We start from the raw sequence: 18,281 nt of genomic DNA on the forward strand, positions 1-18,281 counted from the left end.
GGCCCGCAACGCAGCGATGCGCCTGCTGCCACCCCGGCCCGAAGGGTGAGGGTCTGGCAGGGCCGCCCTCGTCGTTGCCGTGCTCGCCGGGTATGCAACCCGCCTGCGCCCGCCGCCCAGAGGGCGGCCCTGCCAGACCCTCAGGCACAGCCGATTTCTCGGTTTCAGTGGACTAACGGCAGCAGCGGTATGCCAGGCCGACGGACACGGAATACCCTGTGGGCTCGACGGTGAGCGGGCTGCGGCGGGCGTCGCCCTTGAGCTGCGATACACGCGCCGCACCCAGAATCACCCAGTGGCGATTGATGGCCGACATGACCTCCACCCCGGCATCCACGCTGTACAGGCCTGCGCCCGGATCAAAGGCAGGCAAGGCCCCGGAACCACCCGCAGGCACACCAAAATGACCGCGCAGATAGGTGCGATCCCCAAAGCTCGCGCCTGCGCCGAAAGTGACTTTGGTCTGCTCGGTCACGGGCCAGGTATAGCCCACGCTGGTGGACAACTGCGCGCCGCCGTCGCGCCCCAGAATGTCCTGCGAAAGCCCGGCGCCCACAGACCACCGTGGCGTCAGCGCATACCCAGCGCTCACCCGCGCGCGCAGCGTGGACCGGACCGAGGGCAACCCCACCAGGATCGGTGCGTCCGAGCCGTCACGGCCTTTGTCGATGCGCAGCGAGGCGCTCAGGTTGAATTGATCTCCCTGCGCCAGCGTGGCACTGGCACCCGATTCGCGCGGACCCAGCCCATGTCCCATGAAGGCGCTGCCACGCGAGGTACTGAGCCTGAAACGTCCATATTCGATGGCCCATGCGGGCCGCAAGCTGTTCTTGCGCCCATCACCGCCCGCGTAGTCCGGGCTGGAGCCCACGATGGCGCCCAGCGCGTAGTTGAACAACGGTTTGGGCGGCTCTTCGGCCGCAGGCGCATCCGCGGCGTGCGCCGCCGGCCAGGAGCACAGGCAAGCCAGCAACGAAGCACAAGAAACCAGGGGTGCAATGGGGGCAAAACGGCTCATGGGTGGATTATCAGTCCGCCCACTGCACCCATCCAGTCCATGCTGTCACCAGAACAACGATGCCAAACACGATGCGGTAGTACGCAAACGGTACAAAGCTATGGGTACTGATGTAGCGCAACAACCAGCGCACACACAGCCAGGCGCTCAGGAAAGAAAAGACCAGCCCGGTGATGAACATGGGCAGATCGGCCACTGACAGCAGCGCGCGCTCCTTGTACAGGCTGTACACCCCCGCGCCAATGAGCGTGGGAATGGCCAGAAAGAACGAAAAATCGGTGGCTGCCTTGCGCGACAGGCCCAGCAGCATGCCCCCGATGATGGTGGAGCCACTGCGGCTGGTGCCCGGCACCATGGCGAGACACTGCACCAGGCCCACCTTGAGGGCGTCCAGCGGCGTCATGTCATCCACCGACTGGATGCGGGTGGCCGCAGGAGATCGGCGCTCTGCCCACAAAATGATGAAGCCCCCAATGATGAAGGTGCTGGCCACCACCACAGGGGTAAACAGATGGGCCTTGATGGCTTTGCCAAACAACAGGCCCAGCACCACAGCGGGCAAAAACCCGATGAGCACATTGAGTACAAACCGCTGCGCCTGCCGCTGCGTGGGCAAGGCCACCAGCGTGGCGCGGATCTTCTGCCAATACACCAGGATCACCGCAAAGATGGCACCGGTCTGGATGGCAATGTCAAACACCTTGGCCTTGGCGTCATCAAACCCCAGCAGAGAGCCCGCCAGGATCAGGTGCCCCGTGGAAGAAATGGGCAGGAACTCCGTCAGGCCTTCGACCACGCCCATGATGGCGGCCTTGACCAGCAATACAACGTCCACGCACACTCCTTGAGATAAATTTGAATCAAATTAGGCTCTACCGCTTATCTATCAAGCGCTAGCAGCTATCAAAACAGGAGTATATGCCCAACAACCTGGCGCGGCCTTCAGGCAGGGGGTTGCCACGGCGCCTGCCACCCGCCCCCCAGCGCCTGCACCAGCGCCACCACGGCCAGCTGGCGGTTGACCTGCAGCTGCAGCAGGGCGCGCTGGGCAGACAGCGCTGATACTTGCGCGGTCACCACCTCGGTGTAGCCCACCTGGCCTTCGCGATAGCGGTTGAGCAGCTGCTGCGCCGTGCGTTCGGCGGCCAATACGGCCTCGCGCCGCAGGGGCTCCTGTTCTCGCAGGGTGCGCAGCACGGTGAGCTGGTCTTCCACGCTCTGGAAGGCCGTCAGCACGGTCTGGCGGTAGACGGCCACACGGGCATCGCGTGCAGCCTGCGCCTCCTCCACGCGGGCGGCGGTGGCACCTGCATCAAACACAGTCTGTGCAATGGACAGACCCAGCGACCACACAGTGCCCGACGCCTTGAACAGATCCGCCACGCTGCTGCCACCGCTGCCGAGGGTGGCGCCCAGGCTCAGGCTGGGAAAGTACGCCGCGCGCTGGATGCCGATCTGCGCGTTGGCAGCGGCCACGGCCCGCTCTGCCGACGCGATGTCGGGGCGGCGCTGCAGCAGGGTTGAGGGGACGCCTGGTGGCACCTCGGGCACTTGGGCCACCCACGGTGCACTGGGCACGACGAAGTCGGAGGGCGCCTGCCCCGTCAGCACCGCCAGCGCGTGCTCGAACCGCGCCCGGTTCTGGCGCGCGGTGGCCAGGTCGGCCCGCGCGTTTGCCAGCTGGGTCTGCGCCTGCAGCACATCGGTCTGGGCCACCACTCCGGCGGAATAACGATTCCTGGCAATCTGCAGGCTGCGCTCGTAGCCCTCCACCGTGGCCTGCAGCAACCCGATTTCCGCATCGGCCTCGCGCAACTGGAAATAGGCAGAGGCCAGGCTGCCCACGGCGGACAGGCGGGCCGACGCAAGGTCGGCCTCGCTGGCTTGCGCACTGGCCTGGGCATTGTTGACGCCGCTTTCGAGCCGCCCCCACAGGTCCGGGGCCCAGTCCACCCCCAACGAGGCTTGGGTCGTGGTGCCGGACCGGCTGGCGCCCTCGCCACCCGAACGCGTGGCACCGCCCGACAGGCTGACGGAAGGCAGCAGCCCCGCGCGCTGCTGCCGCACCACGGCCTGCGCCTGGGCATAGGCAGCCACTGCTGCGGCAATGTTCTGGTTGGATAGCTGCACCTGCTCCGCCAGCCGGTTCAGCTCGGCGTCTCCGAACAGCTCCCACCAGGGTCCACGGTCCAGCGCGTCGGCAGGCGCGGCTGGCGCCCAGGTGGCGCCCGCCTCCTTGAACGTGGCCGGCACAGGCATCTCGGGGCGCTGGTACGGCGGAGTGACGGAGCAGGCAGACAGCAGCGTCAGCGCGAGCCCGAGGCTGGCCCAGCGTGCGGCGCGTGCACCCGGTGCGAGGGGGATGAAGGGACGGGTCATGGTGCGCAATCAGACAGCGGCACCGGGGGATCCGGCGCGGCTGAGTTGTTGTTCGTTGGGTGCGGGCTTGCGCAGCTTGTCGAGCAGCACATACACCACCGGCGTCGTCAGCAAGGTGAGCAACTGGCTCGCGATGAGCCCGCCGATGATCGCCACGCCCAGCGGCTGGCGCAGCTCCGAGCCCTGCCCGAAGCCGATGGCCAGCGGCAGTGCACCCAGCGCAGCAGCCATCGTGGTCATCAGGATGGGGCGAAACCGCAGCAGGCAGGCTTCGCGCACGGCCTCCAGGGCCGTGAGCCCGCGCGCGCGCTCAGCGTCCAGCGCAAAGTCGATGATCATGATCGCGTTCTTCTTGACGATGCCGATCAGCAGGAACACGCCGATGAGCGCAATGATGGTGAACTGCATGTTGAACAGCAGCAGCGCCAGCACGGCGCCCACCCCAGCCGACGGCAGCGTGGTCAGCACCGTGATCGGGTGGATCAGGCTTTCATACAGAACACCCAGCACGATGTAGATCACCACGATGGCGGTGAGGATCAGGAACAGCTGTTGCCCCTGCGACTGCTGGGCGCTGAGCGCCGTGCCCTGGAAGCTGCCGCGCACGTCGGTGGGCATGGCAATGTCGGCCTCGGCCTGCTCGATGACCTGGCGCGCCTGCGCCAGCGAGGTTCCGGGGTCGATGTTGAACGAGATGGTAGTGGCCAGCTCGCCATCCTGGTGGCTGATGGACGTGGGTGACGCCCGCTCCACCACGCGCGCCACGGCGCTCAGCGGCACCATGGTCGATGCCGCAGTGCTGATGACATTGCCCGTGGACGCACCGCGCTGGCCCGGGTTGGCGGCCGTACCCGTGGCACCGGTCGGGTTGCTGGCCACGTAGATATCTTTCAGGGCCGGCGGGCCCCGGGTGTACTCCGGCGCCCACTCCATGATGACGGCGTACTGGTTGAGTTCGCCATAGATCGTAGCCACCGAACGCTGGCCGAAGGCGTTGTACAGCGCGTTGTCGATGGCCGAGGCGCTCACGCCCAGGCGCGAAGCGCTGTCGCGGTCCACCTCCACATAGGTCTCCACGCCGTTCTCCGCCTGGTCGGTGTCCACGTCCTTGAGCAGGCTTTCGTCCTTGAGCCGGTCGGCCAGCTTGCCCGCCCATTGCTTGAGGTCCGCCATGTTGTCGCTCTTGAGCGTGTACTGGTAGGTGGAGTTGCTGGAGCGACCGCCCATGCGCAGGTCCTGCACGGGGTTCAGAAACACCCTGAGGCCGGTGATCTGGTTGAGCTGCGGCCGCAGCCGCGCAATGACGGCCGGTGTGCTGTCCGTGCGCTGCTTCAAAGGCTTGAGGTTCACAAACATGAACCCACCCCCGGCCCGGCTGCCACCCGAGAAGCCGACGACGGTGTCCACCGCTGGGTCCTTGCGGATGATCTCCACGGCCTGGCGCAGCTTGCGCGCCAGGGCTTCGGACGAAATGCTCTGGTCGGCCCTGAGGCCCGCGTTGAGCTGGCCGTTGTCCTGCTCGGGGAAGTACCCTTTAGGGATCTTCGCGAACAAGTACACGTTGAGCCCGATCACCGCCAGCAGGATGAGCACCACCAGGCCTTTGCTGGCCAGGGCCCAGTCCAGGCTGTGTCCATACCCGCGCAGCACGCCCTGGTAGCCGCGCTCTGCCCACCGCGCCAGGCGCGACGGGGGCTTGTCGCTGGCCGGGTCGTGCGCCCGCAGCAGCCACGCACACATCATGGGCGTGGTGGTGAGCGAGATCACCAGCGAAATCATCACTGCCGCTGACAACGTGATGGCGAATTCGCGGAACAGCCGCCCCACCTGGCCGTCCATGAACAGCAGCGGAATGAACACCGCCACCAGCGACAGGCTGATCGACAGCACGGTGAAGCCGACCTCCCGCGCACCTTGCAGCGCGGCCTGCATGCGGTCCATGCCGGCCTCGATGTGGCGCATGGTGTTTTCCAGCACCACGATGGCATCGTCCACCACAAAACCTGTGGCCACGGTCAGCGCCATCAGGCTCAGGTTGTTGAGGCTGAAGCCCAGGAAGTACATCACGCCGAAGGTTCCCAGCAGCGACACCACAGTGGCCACCGCCGGGATCACCGTGGCCCGCGCCTTGCGCAGGAAGAGGCCCACCACCAGCACCACGAGGGCGATGGAGACCATCAGGGTCAGCTCGATTTCATGCAGGGACGAACGGATGGAGTTGGTGCTGTCCGACGCCACGGCCACCTGGATGTCCTGCGGCAGCTGGGCCTGCAGGTCGGGCAACAGCGCGCGCACGGCATCCACCGTTTCGATGATGTTGGCACCCGGCTGGCGCGTGACCAGCACGATGATGGCGGGATCGCCGTTGAACAGCCCCACGGTGCGGCGGTTTTCCACCCCGTCCACCACGCGCGCCACATCCCCCAGCCGCACGGCGGCATTGTTGCGCCAGGCGACGATGAGCGATTCGTACTCTGCCGCCTTGCGCGCGGGCGATGGCGTGTAGATCTGCAGGCGGCGCCCGTCGCCTTCGATGGCGCCCTTGGGACGGTTGGCGTTGGAGGCCTGGATGGCAGCGCGCACGTCTTCGGTGCTGATGCCGTAGCGGTTGAGCGCAAAGGGCAGCAGCTCCACCCGCACGGCGGGCAGCGAGCCGCCGCCAATCTCCACCTCGCCCACACCGTCCACCTGCGACAGGCGCTGGCTCACCACGTTGGAGACGGCATCGTAGATCTCACCCGGCGTGCGCGTCTTGGAGGTCAGCGCCAGAATGATGACGGGTGATGCCGCCGAGTTGCGCTTGCGGTACGTGGGGTTGCTGCGCAGCGTGGCGGGCAGGTCGGCCCGCGCCGCGTTGATGGCGGCCTGCACCTCGCGCGCAGCCGCGTCGATATTGCGGTTCAGGTCGAACTGCAGGCTCACGCGCGCCGATCCGTTGGAGCTGGTCGAGGTCATTTCGTTGACCCCGGCAATCACCCCCAGCCGCCGCTCCAGAGGGGTGGCCACGCTGGTGGCCATGGTTTCGGGGCTGGCGCCCGCCAGGCTGGCCGAGACCGAAATAGCCGGATAGTCCACCTGCGGCAAAGGCGATACGGGCAGCACAAAAAATGCGGCGATCCCCGCCAGGGCCACGCCAATGGTCAGCAGCACGGTGGCGACCGGCCGCTCGACGAAGGGGCGCGAGAGATTCACGACACCTCCCCGGCCTGGACCGGCGCCGCCGCCGTGCCCCGGCCCGTCCAGCGGCGGCCCAGCCGGTCAAACGCCAGATAGATCACCGGCGTGGTGAACAGGGTGAGCATCTGGCTCAGGATCAGGCCGCCAAAAATCGCCAGCCCCAGGGGGCGGCGCAGTTCCGCCCCCTCGCCCCATCCCAGCATCAGCGGCAGCGCGGCAAACAGCGCCGCCAGCGTGGTCATGAGAATGGGGCGAAAGCGCAGCAGCGCGGCCTGGTGGATGGCCTGCTGCGGCCCCATGCCCTGGTGGCGCTCGGCGTCGATGGCGAAGTCGATCATCATGATCGCGTTCTTCTTGACGATGCCGATCAGCAGGATGATGCCGATGATGCCGATCACCCCCAGGTCGTTGCCCGACACCATGAGCGCCAGCAGCGCCCCCACCCCGGCGGAAGGCAGGGTGGAGAGGATCGTGACCGGGTGGATATAGCTCTCGTACAGCACGCCGAGCACGATGTACACGCACACCATGGCCGCCAGAATGAGCCACAGCTGGCTCGACAACGATTTTTCGTAAGCCCCGGCAGCCCCCAGGAACTCCATCGACAAGCCCTGCGGCATGCCGATCTCCTTGGCGGCAGCGCGGATGGCATCCACCGCACTGCCCAAGGACACGCCCTCGGCCTTGTCAAACCCCAGCGTTGCCGCCGGGTACTGGGCCACGCGCGTGATCTGCAGCGGCGCCAGTTGCTCGCGGATGGTGGCCACAGCCGCCAGCGGCGTGGGCGTGCCGGAGCCTGTGCGCAGCTGCAAGGTGCCCAGGGCCTCGGGCGTGTTCATGCCTTCCTGCTGGGCTTCCAGGATCACGCGGTACTGGTTGGTCTCGGTGAAGATGGTGGACACGATGCGCTGGCCAAACGCGCTGTAGAGCGTGTCGTCCACGCTGCTGGCCGTGACCGACAGGCGGGATGCCGTGTTGCGGTCAATGTCCACAAAGGCCGACAGGCCCTGCGCGCCCGCATCGGTCGTGGCGTTGCGCACCTTGGGCTCGCGCTGCAGTCGCTCGGCGAGCTTGCGGGTCCAGTCGTTGACCTGCGCGGCATCCACACCGCCAATCGACACGCGGTACTCGGTGGGGCCGGTTTCCGCATCGATCGTCAGATCCTGCGTGGGCTGCAGGTATAGCGTGACACCCGCCACAGACCGCACACGCTCACGCAGCCGCTGCATGATGGCTTCCTGCCCGTCGCGGTCAGGCTTGAGATTGATCAGCATGCGCCCGGCGTTGAGCATGGTGTTGTTGGCCGCATCCACACCCACAAACGAGCTGAGCGACAACACGTCGGGGTCTTGCAAGATGGTGCGTACGGCGGCTTGCTGGAGTTCACTCATGCGGGCGTACGAGACATCTTGCGACGCCTCGACGCGCGCCTGCAGTTGCCCGGTGTCCTGCGTGGGAAAAAGCCCCTTCGGGATCACCACATACAAGAGCGCCGTGAGGGCCAGCGTCATCACCGCCACCACCAGCGTGGCGCCCTGGTGGCGCAGCACCCACTGCAGCCAGCGGTCATAGCCGCCAATCACCCGCTCGAAACCCCTGTTGATACGGCCCGCCACGCCCTTCGGGCCCCCAGCGGGCTCGGCGCGCAGCCAGCGCGCAGCCATCATGGGCACAAGGGTGAGCGACACCACGCCCGAGATGAGAATGGTGATGGCCAGCGTGACCGCGAACTCGCGAAAAAGCCGGCCGACCACATCGCTCATGAAGAGCAGCGGGATCAGCACCGCGATCAGCGACACCGTGAGCGAGATGATGGTGAAGCCAATCTGCGTCGCGCCCTTGAGCGCCGCCTGGAACGGCGGCTCGCCCTCCTCCAGGTAGCGCGCGATGTTCTCGATCATCACGATGGCATCGTCCACCACAAAGCCGGTGGCAATCGTCAGTGCCATCAGGCTCAGGTTGTTGAGGCTGTAGCCCAGCAGGTACATCACGCCGCAGGTGCCAATGAGCGAAATGGGCACGGCCAGGCTGGCAATCACCGTGGCGCGCAGGCTGTGCAGAAAGAAGAAGATCACCAGCACCACCATGAGCACGGCCAGCACCAGTTCCAGCTCCACATGGTGGACCGAGCCCCGGATGCCCGTGGTGCGGTCCGACAGCACCTGCACCTTGAGCGATGCGGGCAGGCCCGCCTGCAGCTCGGGCAGCAGCTTCTTGATGTTGTCCACCGTGGCGATCACGTTGGCGCCCGGCTGGCGCTGCACGTTGAGGATGATCGCTGGAGTGATGGAAGCCCCCACGCTCCCCACTTCGTGTGGTTCGCTGCCCCCCGAGGGCGCGTCCGCTTGCTGGGGGCGGCCCGGCGCAGGCGTGCTAGAAGCCCCCACGCTCCTCACTTCGTGTGGTTCGCTGCCCCCCCGGGGGGCGCTCGCTTGCTTGGGGCGGCCCGGCGCCGCGCTCTGGAGGTCGTTGAGCCCCGCCCACGCGCCCAGCCGGTTGTTCTCCGCACTCTCCACCACACGCGCCACCTCCAGCATGCGCACCGGCGCGCCGTTGCGCCACGACACGATGAGGTTCTTGTAGTCGTCCACCGTCAGCAACTGGTCGTTGGCATTGATGGTGTACGAGCGCTGCGGGCCGTCAAAACTGCCCTTGGCACTGTTGGCGTTGGCCGACGTGATGGCCGTGCGCAGGGTATCGAGGCCAATGCCGTACGACGCCAGCGCCTTGGTGTCGGCCTGGATGCGCACGGCAGGCCGCTGCCCACCCGCCAGCGACACCAGCCCCACACCCGAAACCTGGCTGATCTTCTGCGCCAGGCGCGTGTTCACCAGGTTCTGCACTTCGGTGAGCGGCAGCGTGTCAGAGCTGATGGCCAGCGTGAGCACCGGCGCGTCGGCAGGGTTCACCTTGGCGTACACCGGCGGTGCGGGCAGGTCTGCGGGCAGCAGCGAATTGCCCGCGTTGATGGCCGCCTGCACCTCCTGCTCGGCCACATCCAGCGCCAGCCCCAGGCCAAACTGCAGCGTGATGATGGACACCCCCGAGGCGCTGGTGGACGCCATGCGCGTGAGCCCGGGCATCTGGCCAAACTGGCGCTCCAGCGGCGCACTCACCGTGCGGCTCATGACCTCGGGGCTGGCCCCCGGGTACAGGGTCTGCACCTGGATGGTGGGGTAGTCCACCTCGGGCAAGGCCGACAGCGGCAGAAAGCGGAACCCCACCAGCCCTGCCAGCACGATGGCAATCATCAGCAGCGCAGTGGCCACGGGCCTTTCAATGAATGGACGTGAAGGACTCATGTTGTCGTGTCGCGCTCAGGGATTCTGAGGAGGACGCTGGCGGCGCTGGCCACCTTCTCCACGCTCCCCTCGCGGCCCGCTGGCCCCCGCACGCGGTGCACGGGCGGCCTGCGCACCCGGCAGCTGCACGGCCATGCCATCCTGCAAGCGGTCCCCGCCCTCGGTCACCACACGTTCGCCTTCCTTCAGGCCTTCGGTGATCGCCATCAGCCCCACCGTGGCCTGACCGCGCTTGACCTTGCGCAGCGACACCGTGCGGTCTTCGTTGATGACATAGACGTAGTCGCCATTGGCGCCGGTGCGCACGGCGGTCACGGGCACCACCAGCGCGGGCACGTTGCGCAGCAGCAGTTGCACGTTCACAAACTGGTTGGGAAACAGTGCACCCGCCGCGTTCTCGAACCGCGCCTTGGCCTTGACGGTGCCGGTGGTGGTGTCCACCTGGTTGTCCAGCGTAGAGAAACGCCCCTTGTCGAGTTCGGCCTTGCGCGTGCGGTCCAGCGCCGTCACGGCCAGGGCGTCCGCTGCGCCCTGCGCTGCCTGGATGTCGGCCACGCGGTCCTGCGGCACCGAGAACTGCACGTCGATGGGCGCCACCTGCGTGATGGTGGCCAGGCCCGCCGTGTCGCCCGAGGTCACGTAGTTGCCCGCATCCACGGTGCGAAGACCGATGCGCCCCGACGCGGGCGCGGTGATGCGGGTGTAGTCCAGGTTCAGGCGCGCCGTGCCCTCCTGGGCCTTGTCGGTCATCACCGTGCCTTCAAGCTGTTTGACCAGCGCGGCCTGCGTATCCACGTCCTGGCGGGCGATGGAGTCTTGCGACAGCAAGGTGCGGTAGCGCTCCAGCGTGAGGCGCGCGTTCTCCAGCTGCGCCTCGTCGCGCTGGCGGGTGCCCTGGGCCTGCATCAGCGCCTGCTCGAAGGGTCGGGGGTCGATCTGCGCCAGCAACTGCCCTTTTTTGACCATCTGCCCCTCGGTGAACAGCACCTGGGTCAGCATGCCCGACACCTGGGGCCGCAGCGTGACCGTGGTGGCGGGGATCACGGTGCCCAGCGCATCGATGATCACCGGCAGTTCAGCCTTGCGCACCACGGCATCTCCCACCGTGACCATGGGGCGCCCGCCCCCCGGAAAGCCCGGACCGCCGCTGGATTCACCATTGGCCCGCTGGATGAGATACCACGCCGCCCCTCCTACCAGCCCCACCAACACCAGCGCCAGCAGGCTTCCTACCCATCGGGATCGGCGTGGCGGTTTGCCGGGGGGAGCGGGAGGAATGGCCGATGGCGGGGGCGCGTTGACTTCTTGGGGGTTCATGGCGGTCTTGATTCGTGTTCTCGGGGTGCGTGCAGGGCGGGTGTCAGCACGGTCAACCGTACCGGATCGTAGAGGCTCAGTTCACGCGTTGCTTTGAACGCTGTGCGAAGAAAAGTAAACCTTGGGGTCAAAGCAATTCGTAGGGAAGGCACATCCACCAACGGGCCGACCACCGAAAATGCCCGCAAGTCACGCCGCGCTCCTGCATTTCGCGGCGGCCCTGGCGCATTTCGTCGCAAGCCGCTGGCAGCGGCGGGGCGGTGTCGGCACAGTCCGCTCCATTGAAGAACGAGCCCGGAGCCACACCATGCAACTCACCCCCGTCATCGCCATCCACCTCGCCGCAGCGCTCGCCGCGACCGCCATCGGCCCCATCGCCCTGTGGGCCCGCAAGGGTGCCACCCAACGCCCGCGCCTGCACCGCGCCGCCGGGTATGCCTGGGTAACCCTGATGGTGGCCACAGCCGTGTCGGCCATTTTCATCAGTGGGGGTCCGGGCCCGCGCTGGGGCAGCTTCGGGCTGATCCACCTGCTGATACCGGTCACGCTGGGGATGCTGGTGCTGTCTTTTGTCTTCCTGGCCCGGCGCAACATCGACGGGCATCGCAAAACCATGCAGCGCGTCTACATCGGCGCCTGCGTGGTGGCCGGTGGCTTCACTCTGCTGCCTGATCGCTTTCTCGGCCATTCGCTCTGGTCGGCACTGGGCGTGATCTGACCCTGCCGTTCCCTCTCCATCCACCCTTTCCACTCAGGAGACCCCCATGCTGCTCAATTTGATTGTTCACCAACCCCAAGCAATGCTCCAGGTCATCAGTCACACCCCCTACTGGGTTTGGGGCATGCTGGCCGGCCTGGTGGGGCTGGGAGCCAGCCAGCTGCGCGACCGCAGCGCCAGCCTGCTGCGAACCCAGCTCATGCCGCTGGGCATGGCCGCCTTCTCGGTGGCAGGCCTGCTGTCGGCATTCGGCGGTTCGGCCTCCTCCGGCGTACAGGCAGTGGGTCTCTGGCTGGCAGCCGCCACGGCGACCACGGCGCTGGCCCTGTGGTTCCAGCCCACGGCGCCCACCGGCACGCTCTATAGCGCCTCTTCGCGCAGTTTTTACATTCCGGGCAGCGCCATGCCGCTCGCGCTGATCGTCGGCATCTTCCTGACCAAGTATTTCGTAGGGGTCGAGCTGGCCATGCAACCCACCCTGGCACGGGACGGCACCTTCGCGCTGCAGATCTCGGCCCTTTATGGGGTGTTCAACGGCCTGTTCGCCGCCCGGGCCCTGCGGATGTGGCGCCTGGCGCAGCAAAGCGTGGTCTACGGCGCATCCCCCGTGGGCGCCTGAGCCCCGCCAGAACCCTGCCCTCCCATCGAACTGACTCACCTTGTCTGGAGACATCACCATGCACTACATCCACCCCACCCAAGACCCCATGGAACGCCTGGCCCGCAAGCGCGCCGGGGCCAAACTCGGCTGGTACATGCACGCCGGCGTCTATCTGCTGGTCAACCTGCTGCTGATCACCTTGTCGGCCGCCAGCGGGCGGCACTGGGCGGTGTACCCCGCCCTGGGATGGGGCATCGGCCTGGTGGTGCATGGGGCGGTGGTGTTCCTGATTGCTGGCGGCGGGCTGCATGAGCGCATGGTGCAGGCCGAACGCGACCGTCTGGCGCAGCAGGGGCAACGTCCCTGAACCCGTCTACACCCTCCTTCCGCACGAAAGAAATCCCATGAAGATGCTCCGACGACTGACCCTGACCCTGCTGACAATGGCGACATGGGGTGCGGTCACCGCCTCCCAGGCGGGCACGGGGCTGATGGAATTGCCCGGCTTGCTGGGGGATGGCCCCATCACGGTGTTCTACCCCAGCAGCAGTGCCGACGAACCCGTGCAGCGCGGCCCCTTCCAGCTGCAGCTGGCCTGGCAAGGCAGCCCCGTGCGGGGCAACGGCCGCCTGATCGTCATCACACACGGTTCGGGCGGCAATCCGTGGGTCCACACCGACCTTGCGCGTGCAATGGTGGCCGCAGGTTTTGTCGTGGCATTGCCCGAACATGCGGGAGACAACTCCAAAGACCCATCCACTCCCGGCCCCGAGAGCTGGAAGCGCCGCCCCGCCGAGGTCTCCCGCGCCATCGACGCCGTGGCCCAAGACAACCGCCTGGCCCCGTTGCTCACCCTGGACAAGGTGGGGGTCTTCGGTGGTTCCGCCGGTGGCCACACGGCGTTGACGCTGGCGGGCGGCGCGTGGTCGCCCGCTCGCTTTCGTCAGCACTGCGAGGCCCACATTGCCGATGATTTTTCCTCCTGTGTCGGGTTCATCACCCGTTTGCACGGCAACCTGCTGGATGGCCTGAAGAAGTGGTTTGCACTGACCGTGATACGGCACCGCTTTGGCGATGACACCGCCTACACACACCAGGACCCCCGCATACAAGCCGCCGTGGCCAGCGTGCCCTTTGCAGCCGACTTTGACATGGCCACCCTTGCCACCCCAAGCATCGCGCTGGGGCTGGTGACTGCGGGCATGGATGTGAACCAGGTACCGCGCTTTCACAGTGACGCTGTGCTCACGGCCTGCCAGGACCGCTGCACCCACGTAGCCCACCTGCCGGACGCCAGCCACGGCGCCATGCTGTCGCCCATGCCACCGCTGCACCTGCTGAGCGACGTGCAGACCGCGCTGCTGGGCGACCCGCCCGGCTTTGACCGCAAGGTGCTGCCCGAGGTGGATGCACGCATCGTGGCGTTCTTCGCCCAGCACCTGCAACCCTTGCACCCCTTTCAACCAGTGCCCTAACGCGGCCATCCTGCGTCACACGCCCCCATGCTCCTCATCTCTGCCGCCACCCTCGGCCTGCTCGCCACCATGACGCAAACCTCCAGATTGCGGCCCCGCAGCCGGTACCCCTTGTTCATCGCTGCCGCCTTGCTGACCCTGGGGCTTGCCGGACTTGCTGCCGCCATCGCCTGGGGCGGCCCCCACGACATCCCGCCGCTGTCCAGCATCAACAATCCGTTCAAGGGTGTGGACTACAGCGGTGTTCCACCAGCCCAGCGTTACACAGCGCGCGACGGTACCTCACTGGCGTGGCATGGCTACAGCCCCAGTCCGGCAACAGCAGCCACACCACAGCGCCGGGTGGTATTGGTGCATGGGTCTTCCGCACGCGGGCAGTCCAACCACGTGCTGGCACAGGCGCTGGCGGCTGAGGGCTATGCCGTGGCTTCCCTGGACATGCGGGGGCACGGCGCGTCCGGCCCCAGGGGCCAGGCCGCGTACATCGGCCAGATGGAAGACGACATCGAGGACTTTCTGCGCGCCGTGCCGCACGCTGGCCCGCAAACGCTGATGGGGTTTTCGGCAGGCGGCGGGTTCGCGCTGCGTTTTGCGGGCAGCGCGCGGCAGGACCTGTTCGACCGCTATGTGCTGCTTTCGCCTTTTTTGCACCACAACGCCCCCACATCGCGGCCTGACAGCGGCGGCTGGGTGTCGGTGGGCCTGCCCCGCATGGTTGCCATCACGCTGCTCAATCAGATCGGCATCACCCGGTGGAACCACCTGCCCGTGCTGAGCTTTGCCCTCAACGACGTAGCCCGCGAGCTGCTCACGCCCCGCTATTCGTACACGGTGGCCACCAACTTTCGACCCCACGACGACTACCAGGCCGACATCCGCAATGCCCGGGGCACGGTCTGCATCGTGGCCGGGCAGGACGATGAGCTTTTTTACGCCGACCGCTTTGCCGACCTGTTTGCCCAGGCGGGCAAGCCTGTGCCCGTGACCCTGGTGCCCGGCGTGAACCACATGGGGCTGACGCTGGACGCCCAGGCTGTGGCCACGGTGGCGCGCCACGCCTGCCCGGCGTAGCCCGCCCCTAGAATCCCTGCAGCGCCCCGAGCTTTTCACCCCCGACCGCCCCGCCATGACCTCCCCTCTTAGCCCCGAAGAAATCGAAACGCTGGCCCGCCGGCGCGCCAGCGCCAAGCTGGGTTGGTACGTGCACGCTGCAGCGTTCGTGCTGGTGAACGCGCTGCTCTTTGCCATGTCGCGCTACGCATTCGGTACGCGCCCCTGGTCGATCTATCCACTGCTGGGCTGGGGCCTGGGGCTGGTGCTGCATGGGGTGTCGGTGTTCCTGCTGGGCAGTGGCGACGGCCTGCGCGAACGCATGGTGCAGCGCGAGCGCGAAGCCCTGCAGCGCGAACAAGCCCAAAAGCAGCAAGATCAGAACCGGCCATGATGCTGCGACGCCCCTTCAACGGCATCAGCAAGCTGCGGCACTTCCTTCAGGTGCTCGCCTTCACCCTGGTCGTTGCGACTATCCAATATGCCTTCATGCCCGACAAGCCCTACGGGCCGCCGGTGGTGTATTCGATACTGATCGGCACCTTCACCTGGGCCGTGATCGACCTGGGGCGCGAATTGATACCGTCTGCCGCCGAAACGGGCTGGCCGCATGGGTGGCAGGGCATGGCACTGGTGGCGGGGGGCATCGTTGTGGGGTACGTGGCTGGCACGGCGCTGGCCAACGCCTTGTGCGTGTACTACTTTCACTTCTACCCACCGGGCACGTCCACTACCGGGTCCGACCAGCGCACATCCATTCTCATCACGGCCATTGCCGGGCTGGTGGGCAGCTACTACTTCTACGCCATCCACAAATCGGCGTATCTGGAAGACAAGATGGCCGAGGCGCGCATGCACGCGAGCGAGGCGCGCCTGAAGCTACTGGAAACCCAGCTCGAACCGCACATGCTGTTCAACACGCTGGCCAACCTGCGCGTGCTGATCGGCACAGACCCCGCGCGTGCGCAAGAGATGCTGGACCGCATGATTGCCTACCTGCGCGCCACGCTCACCGCGTCGCGCAGCACCCAGCACCCGCTGTCCAACGAGTTTGACCGCCTGCGCGACTACCTGGAGCTGATGGCGGTGCGCATGGGCCCGCGCATGGCCTACACGCTGGACCTGCCCGAGGCACTGCGGGATGTGCCCGTACCGCCACTGCTGCTGCAGCCCCTGGTGGAAAACGCCATACGCCACGGCCTGGAGCCCCAGGTGGAAGGCGGCCACATCACCGTGCGTGCCAGCACGCGCCCGGGCGCCAATGGCCCGCTGCTGGTGATCGAGGTCAACGACACCGGCGTGGGCCTGCCCGGCACCCTGCCCACGCCGGGTCCCGGCCAGAGCTTTGGCCTGACCCAGGTGCGTGAACGCCTGGCCACCTTGCACGGCGCATCAGGCACTCTTGATTTGATAGCTGCTAGCGCAGGTGGGACAAGCGCTAGCGTCGTTTTTCCTTTGAAATCCGCCCCCAACCCATGAACCAGCCCGCCCCCCGCGCCCTGATTGCCGAGGATGAACACCTGCTGGCTGCCGCACTGCAGCAGGAGCTGGCCCGCGCCTGGCCCGCGCTGCAGATCGCCGCGACCGTGGGCGACGGCCTGTCGGCCGTCAGGCAGGCGCTGGCCCTGCTCCCCGACGTGCTCTTCTTTGACATCCGCATGCCGGGCCAAAGCGGGCTGGATGCCGCCGTGGAACTGGCCGACGCCTGGCCCGACGACAAACCGTTTCCCGCACTCGTATTCGTGACGGCCTACGACCAGTACGCCGTGCAAGCGTTTGAAGCCCAGGCTGTGGACTACCTGCTCAAGCCCGTGCAGGCGGCCCGGCTGCAAAAAACAGTGCAAAAACTGCAGCTAGCGCTTATGAATAAAGCGCAACCAGCTATCAATTTAGAAGCAACCATGGAGCAGCTGCGCCACCTGCTGGCAGCGCCCGGCATTGCCTCGCCATCCGCTGCAGCGGCACCAGGCAGCACCGCCCCCCTCACCCTCATCCAGGCCAGCAGCGGCAGCCAGATCCACATGGTGCCGGTGGCCGACGTGCTGTACTTTGAAGCGGCCGACAAATACGTGCGGGTGCTGACTGCGGCGCGCGAGTACCTGATCCGCACGCCGCTCAAGGAGCTGACGAGCCAGCTTGATACGCAGGTGTTCTGGCAGATACATCGCAGCACCCTGGTGCGCGCCAGCGCCATCACCACAGTGACGCGCGACGAGGCGGGCAAGCTGCATCTGGAGCTGGCGGGCCGGACCGAGAAGCTGCCCGTGAGCCGCCTTTACGCGCACCTGTTCAAGGCGATGTAGTCCCCGAGAGTTCTTGGAACGTGTTTACGGTCTTTTCGGGGCCGCATTGGAGTGCAATCGGGATGAATGGATGCAACGGATGCGCCGCATGGGCCCATGCCCATGCAAGCAGCCGGGGCGTTCAATCGCCCGATTTCACTCCAACCCTTGGGGCAAGTGCCTTGCCGGGCGGTCTGCGGTGTTGCGGCGCTTGTTGATAGCCAAGCTATCAACTGCGCACCGCGCCTAGCATCCCATCCCGGCAAGGTACTTGCGCGGCCCTGAAAAGATCGTAAACACGTTCTTACCGATTGGTGGCCAGCAGCAGGCCACCCGCCCCCATGAAGAACCCGCCGGTGGCCTTGTTGAGACGCACCACACCCCGCGAGGTGCGGATAAACCGGCGGATCTGCCGGCCCCCCGCCGCATAAACCGCCGTGGAGACAAACTCAGCCCCCAGGTACACCGCCCCCAGCACCACAAACTGGCGCAGGGCCGGCTGGCCGGGGTCGATGAACTGCGGAAAGACAGCTGCAAACAGGATGATGGCCTTGGGATTGGTGATGCCCAGCAAGAACTCCTGCGCGATGAGCGACTGCAGGCGCACCGGTGCACCGCCCGCTTTGACCGCACCTCCGTCTGCGCCATCCACCACATCCAGCCCGCTGAACTCACGGCTGCGCCACGCGCGCCAGCCCAGCCAGAACAGGTAGCAGGCCCCTACCCACTTCACGACCGTGAAGGCCGCCTCGGACGCCAGCAGCATGGCCCCCAGGCCCACCGCAGACACCGTCAGGAAAATCGCGAACGCAGCCACCCGCCCCAGCGTCGCCACCATGGCCGCACCAATCCCCGCGCGAATGCCGTTGTTGAGGCCACAGAAATTGTTGGGGCCGGGCGTGAGCGCAATGGCAACCGCCACCGGGGCAAAAAGAAGCGCGTCCATGAAACAGTCCTTCAGA

Annotated in this window: 15 protein-coding genes; 8 read left to right on the forward strand and 7 right to left on the reverse strand. The window is 66.6% G+C overall.

The features are described 5' to 3' along the window. Positions 1-172: 172 nt before the first annotated feature. From ACODS0_RS17070 to ACODS0_RS17095, 6 genes are all read right to left on the reverse strand, one after another. A complete protein-coding gene (locus ACODS0_RS17070; protein ID WP_233573352.1) occupies positions 173-1,018 on the reverse strand; it encodes a MipA/OmpV family protein in 846 nt (281 codons plus the stop codon). Positions 1,019-1,028: 10 nt separating this feature from the next. Then, entirely contained in the window at positions 1,029-1,853 is an 825-nt protein-coding gene (locus tag ACODS0_RS17075) for an undecaprenyl-diphosphate phosphatase (protein ID WP_121422620.1), read from the reverse strand. Between the two features lie 107 nt (positions 1,854-1,960). After that, the gene (locus tag ACODS0_RS17080) at positions 1,961-3,397 is read right to left on the reverse strand and encodes an efflux transporter outer membrane subunit (protein WP_488836115.1); all 1,437 of its coding nucleotides are present in this window, start codon (positions 3,395-3,397) and stop codon (positions 1,961-1,963) included. 9 nt (positions 3,398-3,406) lie between these two features. After that, positions 3,407-6,589, reverse strand: coding sequence for an efflux RND transporter permease subunit (locus ACODS0_RS17085; protein WP_488836116.1), 3,183 nt, complete (start codon positions 6,587-6,589; stop codon positions 3,407-3,409). Next, positions 6,586-9,876: an efflux RND transporter permease subunit gene (locus ACODS0_RS17090; protein WP_488836117.1), complete on the reverse strand. Its 3,291-nt coding sequence runs from the start codon at positions 9,874-9,876 to the stop codon at positions 6,586-6,588. Before ACODS0_RS17090 ends, ACODS0_RS17085 begins: the two co-directional genes overlap by 4 nt. A gap of 15 nt (positions 9,877-9,891) precedes the next feature. Then, positions 9,892-11,193 (reverse strand): efflux RND transporter periplasmic adaptor subunit, encoded by a 1,302-nt coding sequence (locus ACODS0_RS17095; protein WP_174240365.1) that lies wholly within the window; start codon positions 11,191-11,193, stop codon positions 9,892-9,894. Between the two features lie 307 nt (positions 11,194-11,500). On the opposite strand from ACODS0_RS17095, the gene ACODS0_RS17100 reads away from it, so the two are divergent. The 8 genes from ACODS0_RS17100 to ACODS0_RS17135 are packed head-to-tail and all read left to right on the forward strand — an operon-like array spanning position 11,501 to position 17,340. Continuing rightward, on the forward strand, positions 11,501-11,911 hold the full coding sequence (locus ACODS0_RS17100; RefSeq protein ID WP_121419366.1) for a DUF2306 domain-containing protein: 411 nt from the start codon (positions 11,501-11,503) through the stop codon (positions 11,909-11,911). 46 nt (positions 11,912-11,957) lie between these two features. Continuing rightward, a complete protein-coding gene (locus ACODS0_RS17105; RefSeq protein WP_142144400.1) occupies positions 11,958-12,530 on the forward strand; it encodes a DUF6622 family protein in 573 nt (190 codons plus the stop codon). 58 nt (positions 12,531-12,588) lie between these two features. After that, a complete protein-coding gene (locus ACODS0_RS17110) occupies positions 12,589-12,879 on the forward strand; it encodes a 2TM domain-containing protein (RefSeq protein ID WP_436130608.1) in 291 nt (96 codons plus the stop codon). A 43-nt stretch (positions 12,880-12,922) separates the two neighbouring features. Continuing rightward, the gene (locus ACODS0_RS17115; protein WP_488836204.1) at positions 12,923-13,987 is read left to right on the forward strand and encodes an alpha/beta hydrolase family protein; all 1,065 of its coding nucleotides are present in this window, start codon (positions 12,923-12,925) and stop codon (positions 13,985-13,987) included. A gap of 27 nt (positions 13,988-14,014) precedes the next feature. Then, positions 14,015-15,058 carry an alpha/beta hydrolase gene (locus ACODS0_RS17120; protein ID WP_488836118.1) on the forward strand — a complete coding sequence of 348 codons (1,044 nt, stop codon included), beginning with the start codon at positions 14,015-14,017 and terminating at the stop codon, positions 15,056-15,058. Between the two features lie 55 nt (positions 15,059-15,113). Further along, positions 15,114-15,431 carry a 2TM domain-containing protein gene (locus ACODS0_RS17125; RefSeq protein ID WP_306556150.1) on the forward strand — a complete coding sequence of 106 codons (318 nt, stop codon included), beginning with the start codon at positions 15,114-15,116 and terminating at the stop codon, positions 15,429-15,431. After that, positions 15,428-16,516: a sensor histidine kinase gene (locus ACODS0_RS17130; RefSeq protein ID WP_121419360.1), complete on the forward strand. Its 1,089-nt coding sequence runs from the start codon at positions 15,428-15,430 to the stop codon at positions 16,514-16,516. Before ACODS0_RS17125 ends, ACODS0_RS17130 begins: the two co-directional genes overlap by 4 nt. Next, positions 16,513-17,340 (forward strand): LytR/AlgR family response regulator transcription factor, encoded by an 828-nt coding sequence (locus ACODS0_RS17135; protein WP_488836119.1) that lies wholly within the window; start codon positions 16,513-16,515, stop codon positions 17,338-17,340. The genes ACODS0_RS17130 and ACODS0_RS17135 overlap by 4 nt, the downstream gene beginning before the upstream one ends. Positions 17,341-17,623: 283 nt before the next feature. Here ACODS0_RS17135 and ACODS0_RS17140 read toward each other — a convergent pair whose 3' ends face one another. Then, positions 17,624-18,265, reverse strand: coding sequence for a LysE family translocator (locus ACODS0_RS17140; protein WP_488836120.1), 642 nt, complete (start codon positions 18,263-18,265; stop codon positions 17,624-17,626). Positions 18,266-18,281: the final 16 nt, after the last annotated feature.

Source organism: Acidovorax sp. FG60 (assembly GCF_057808995.1).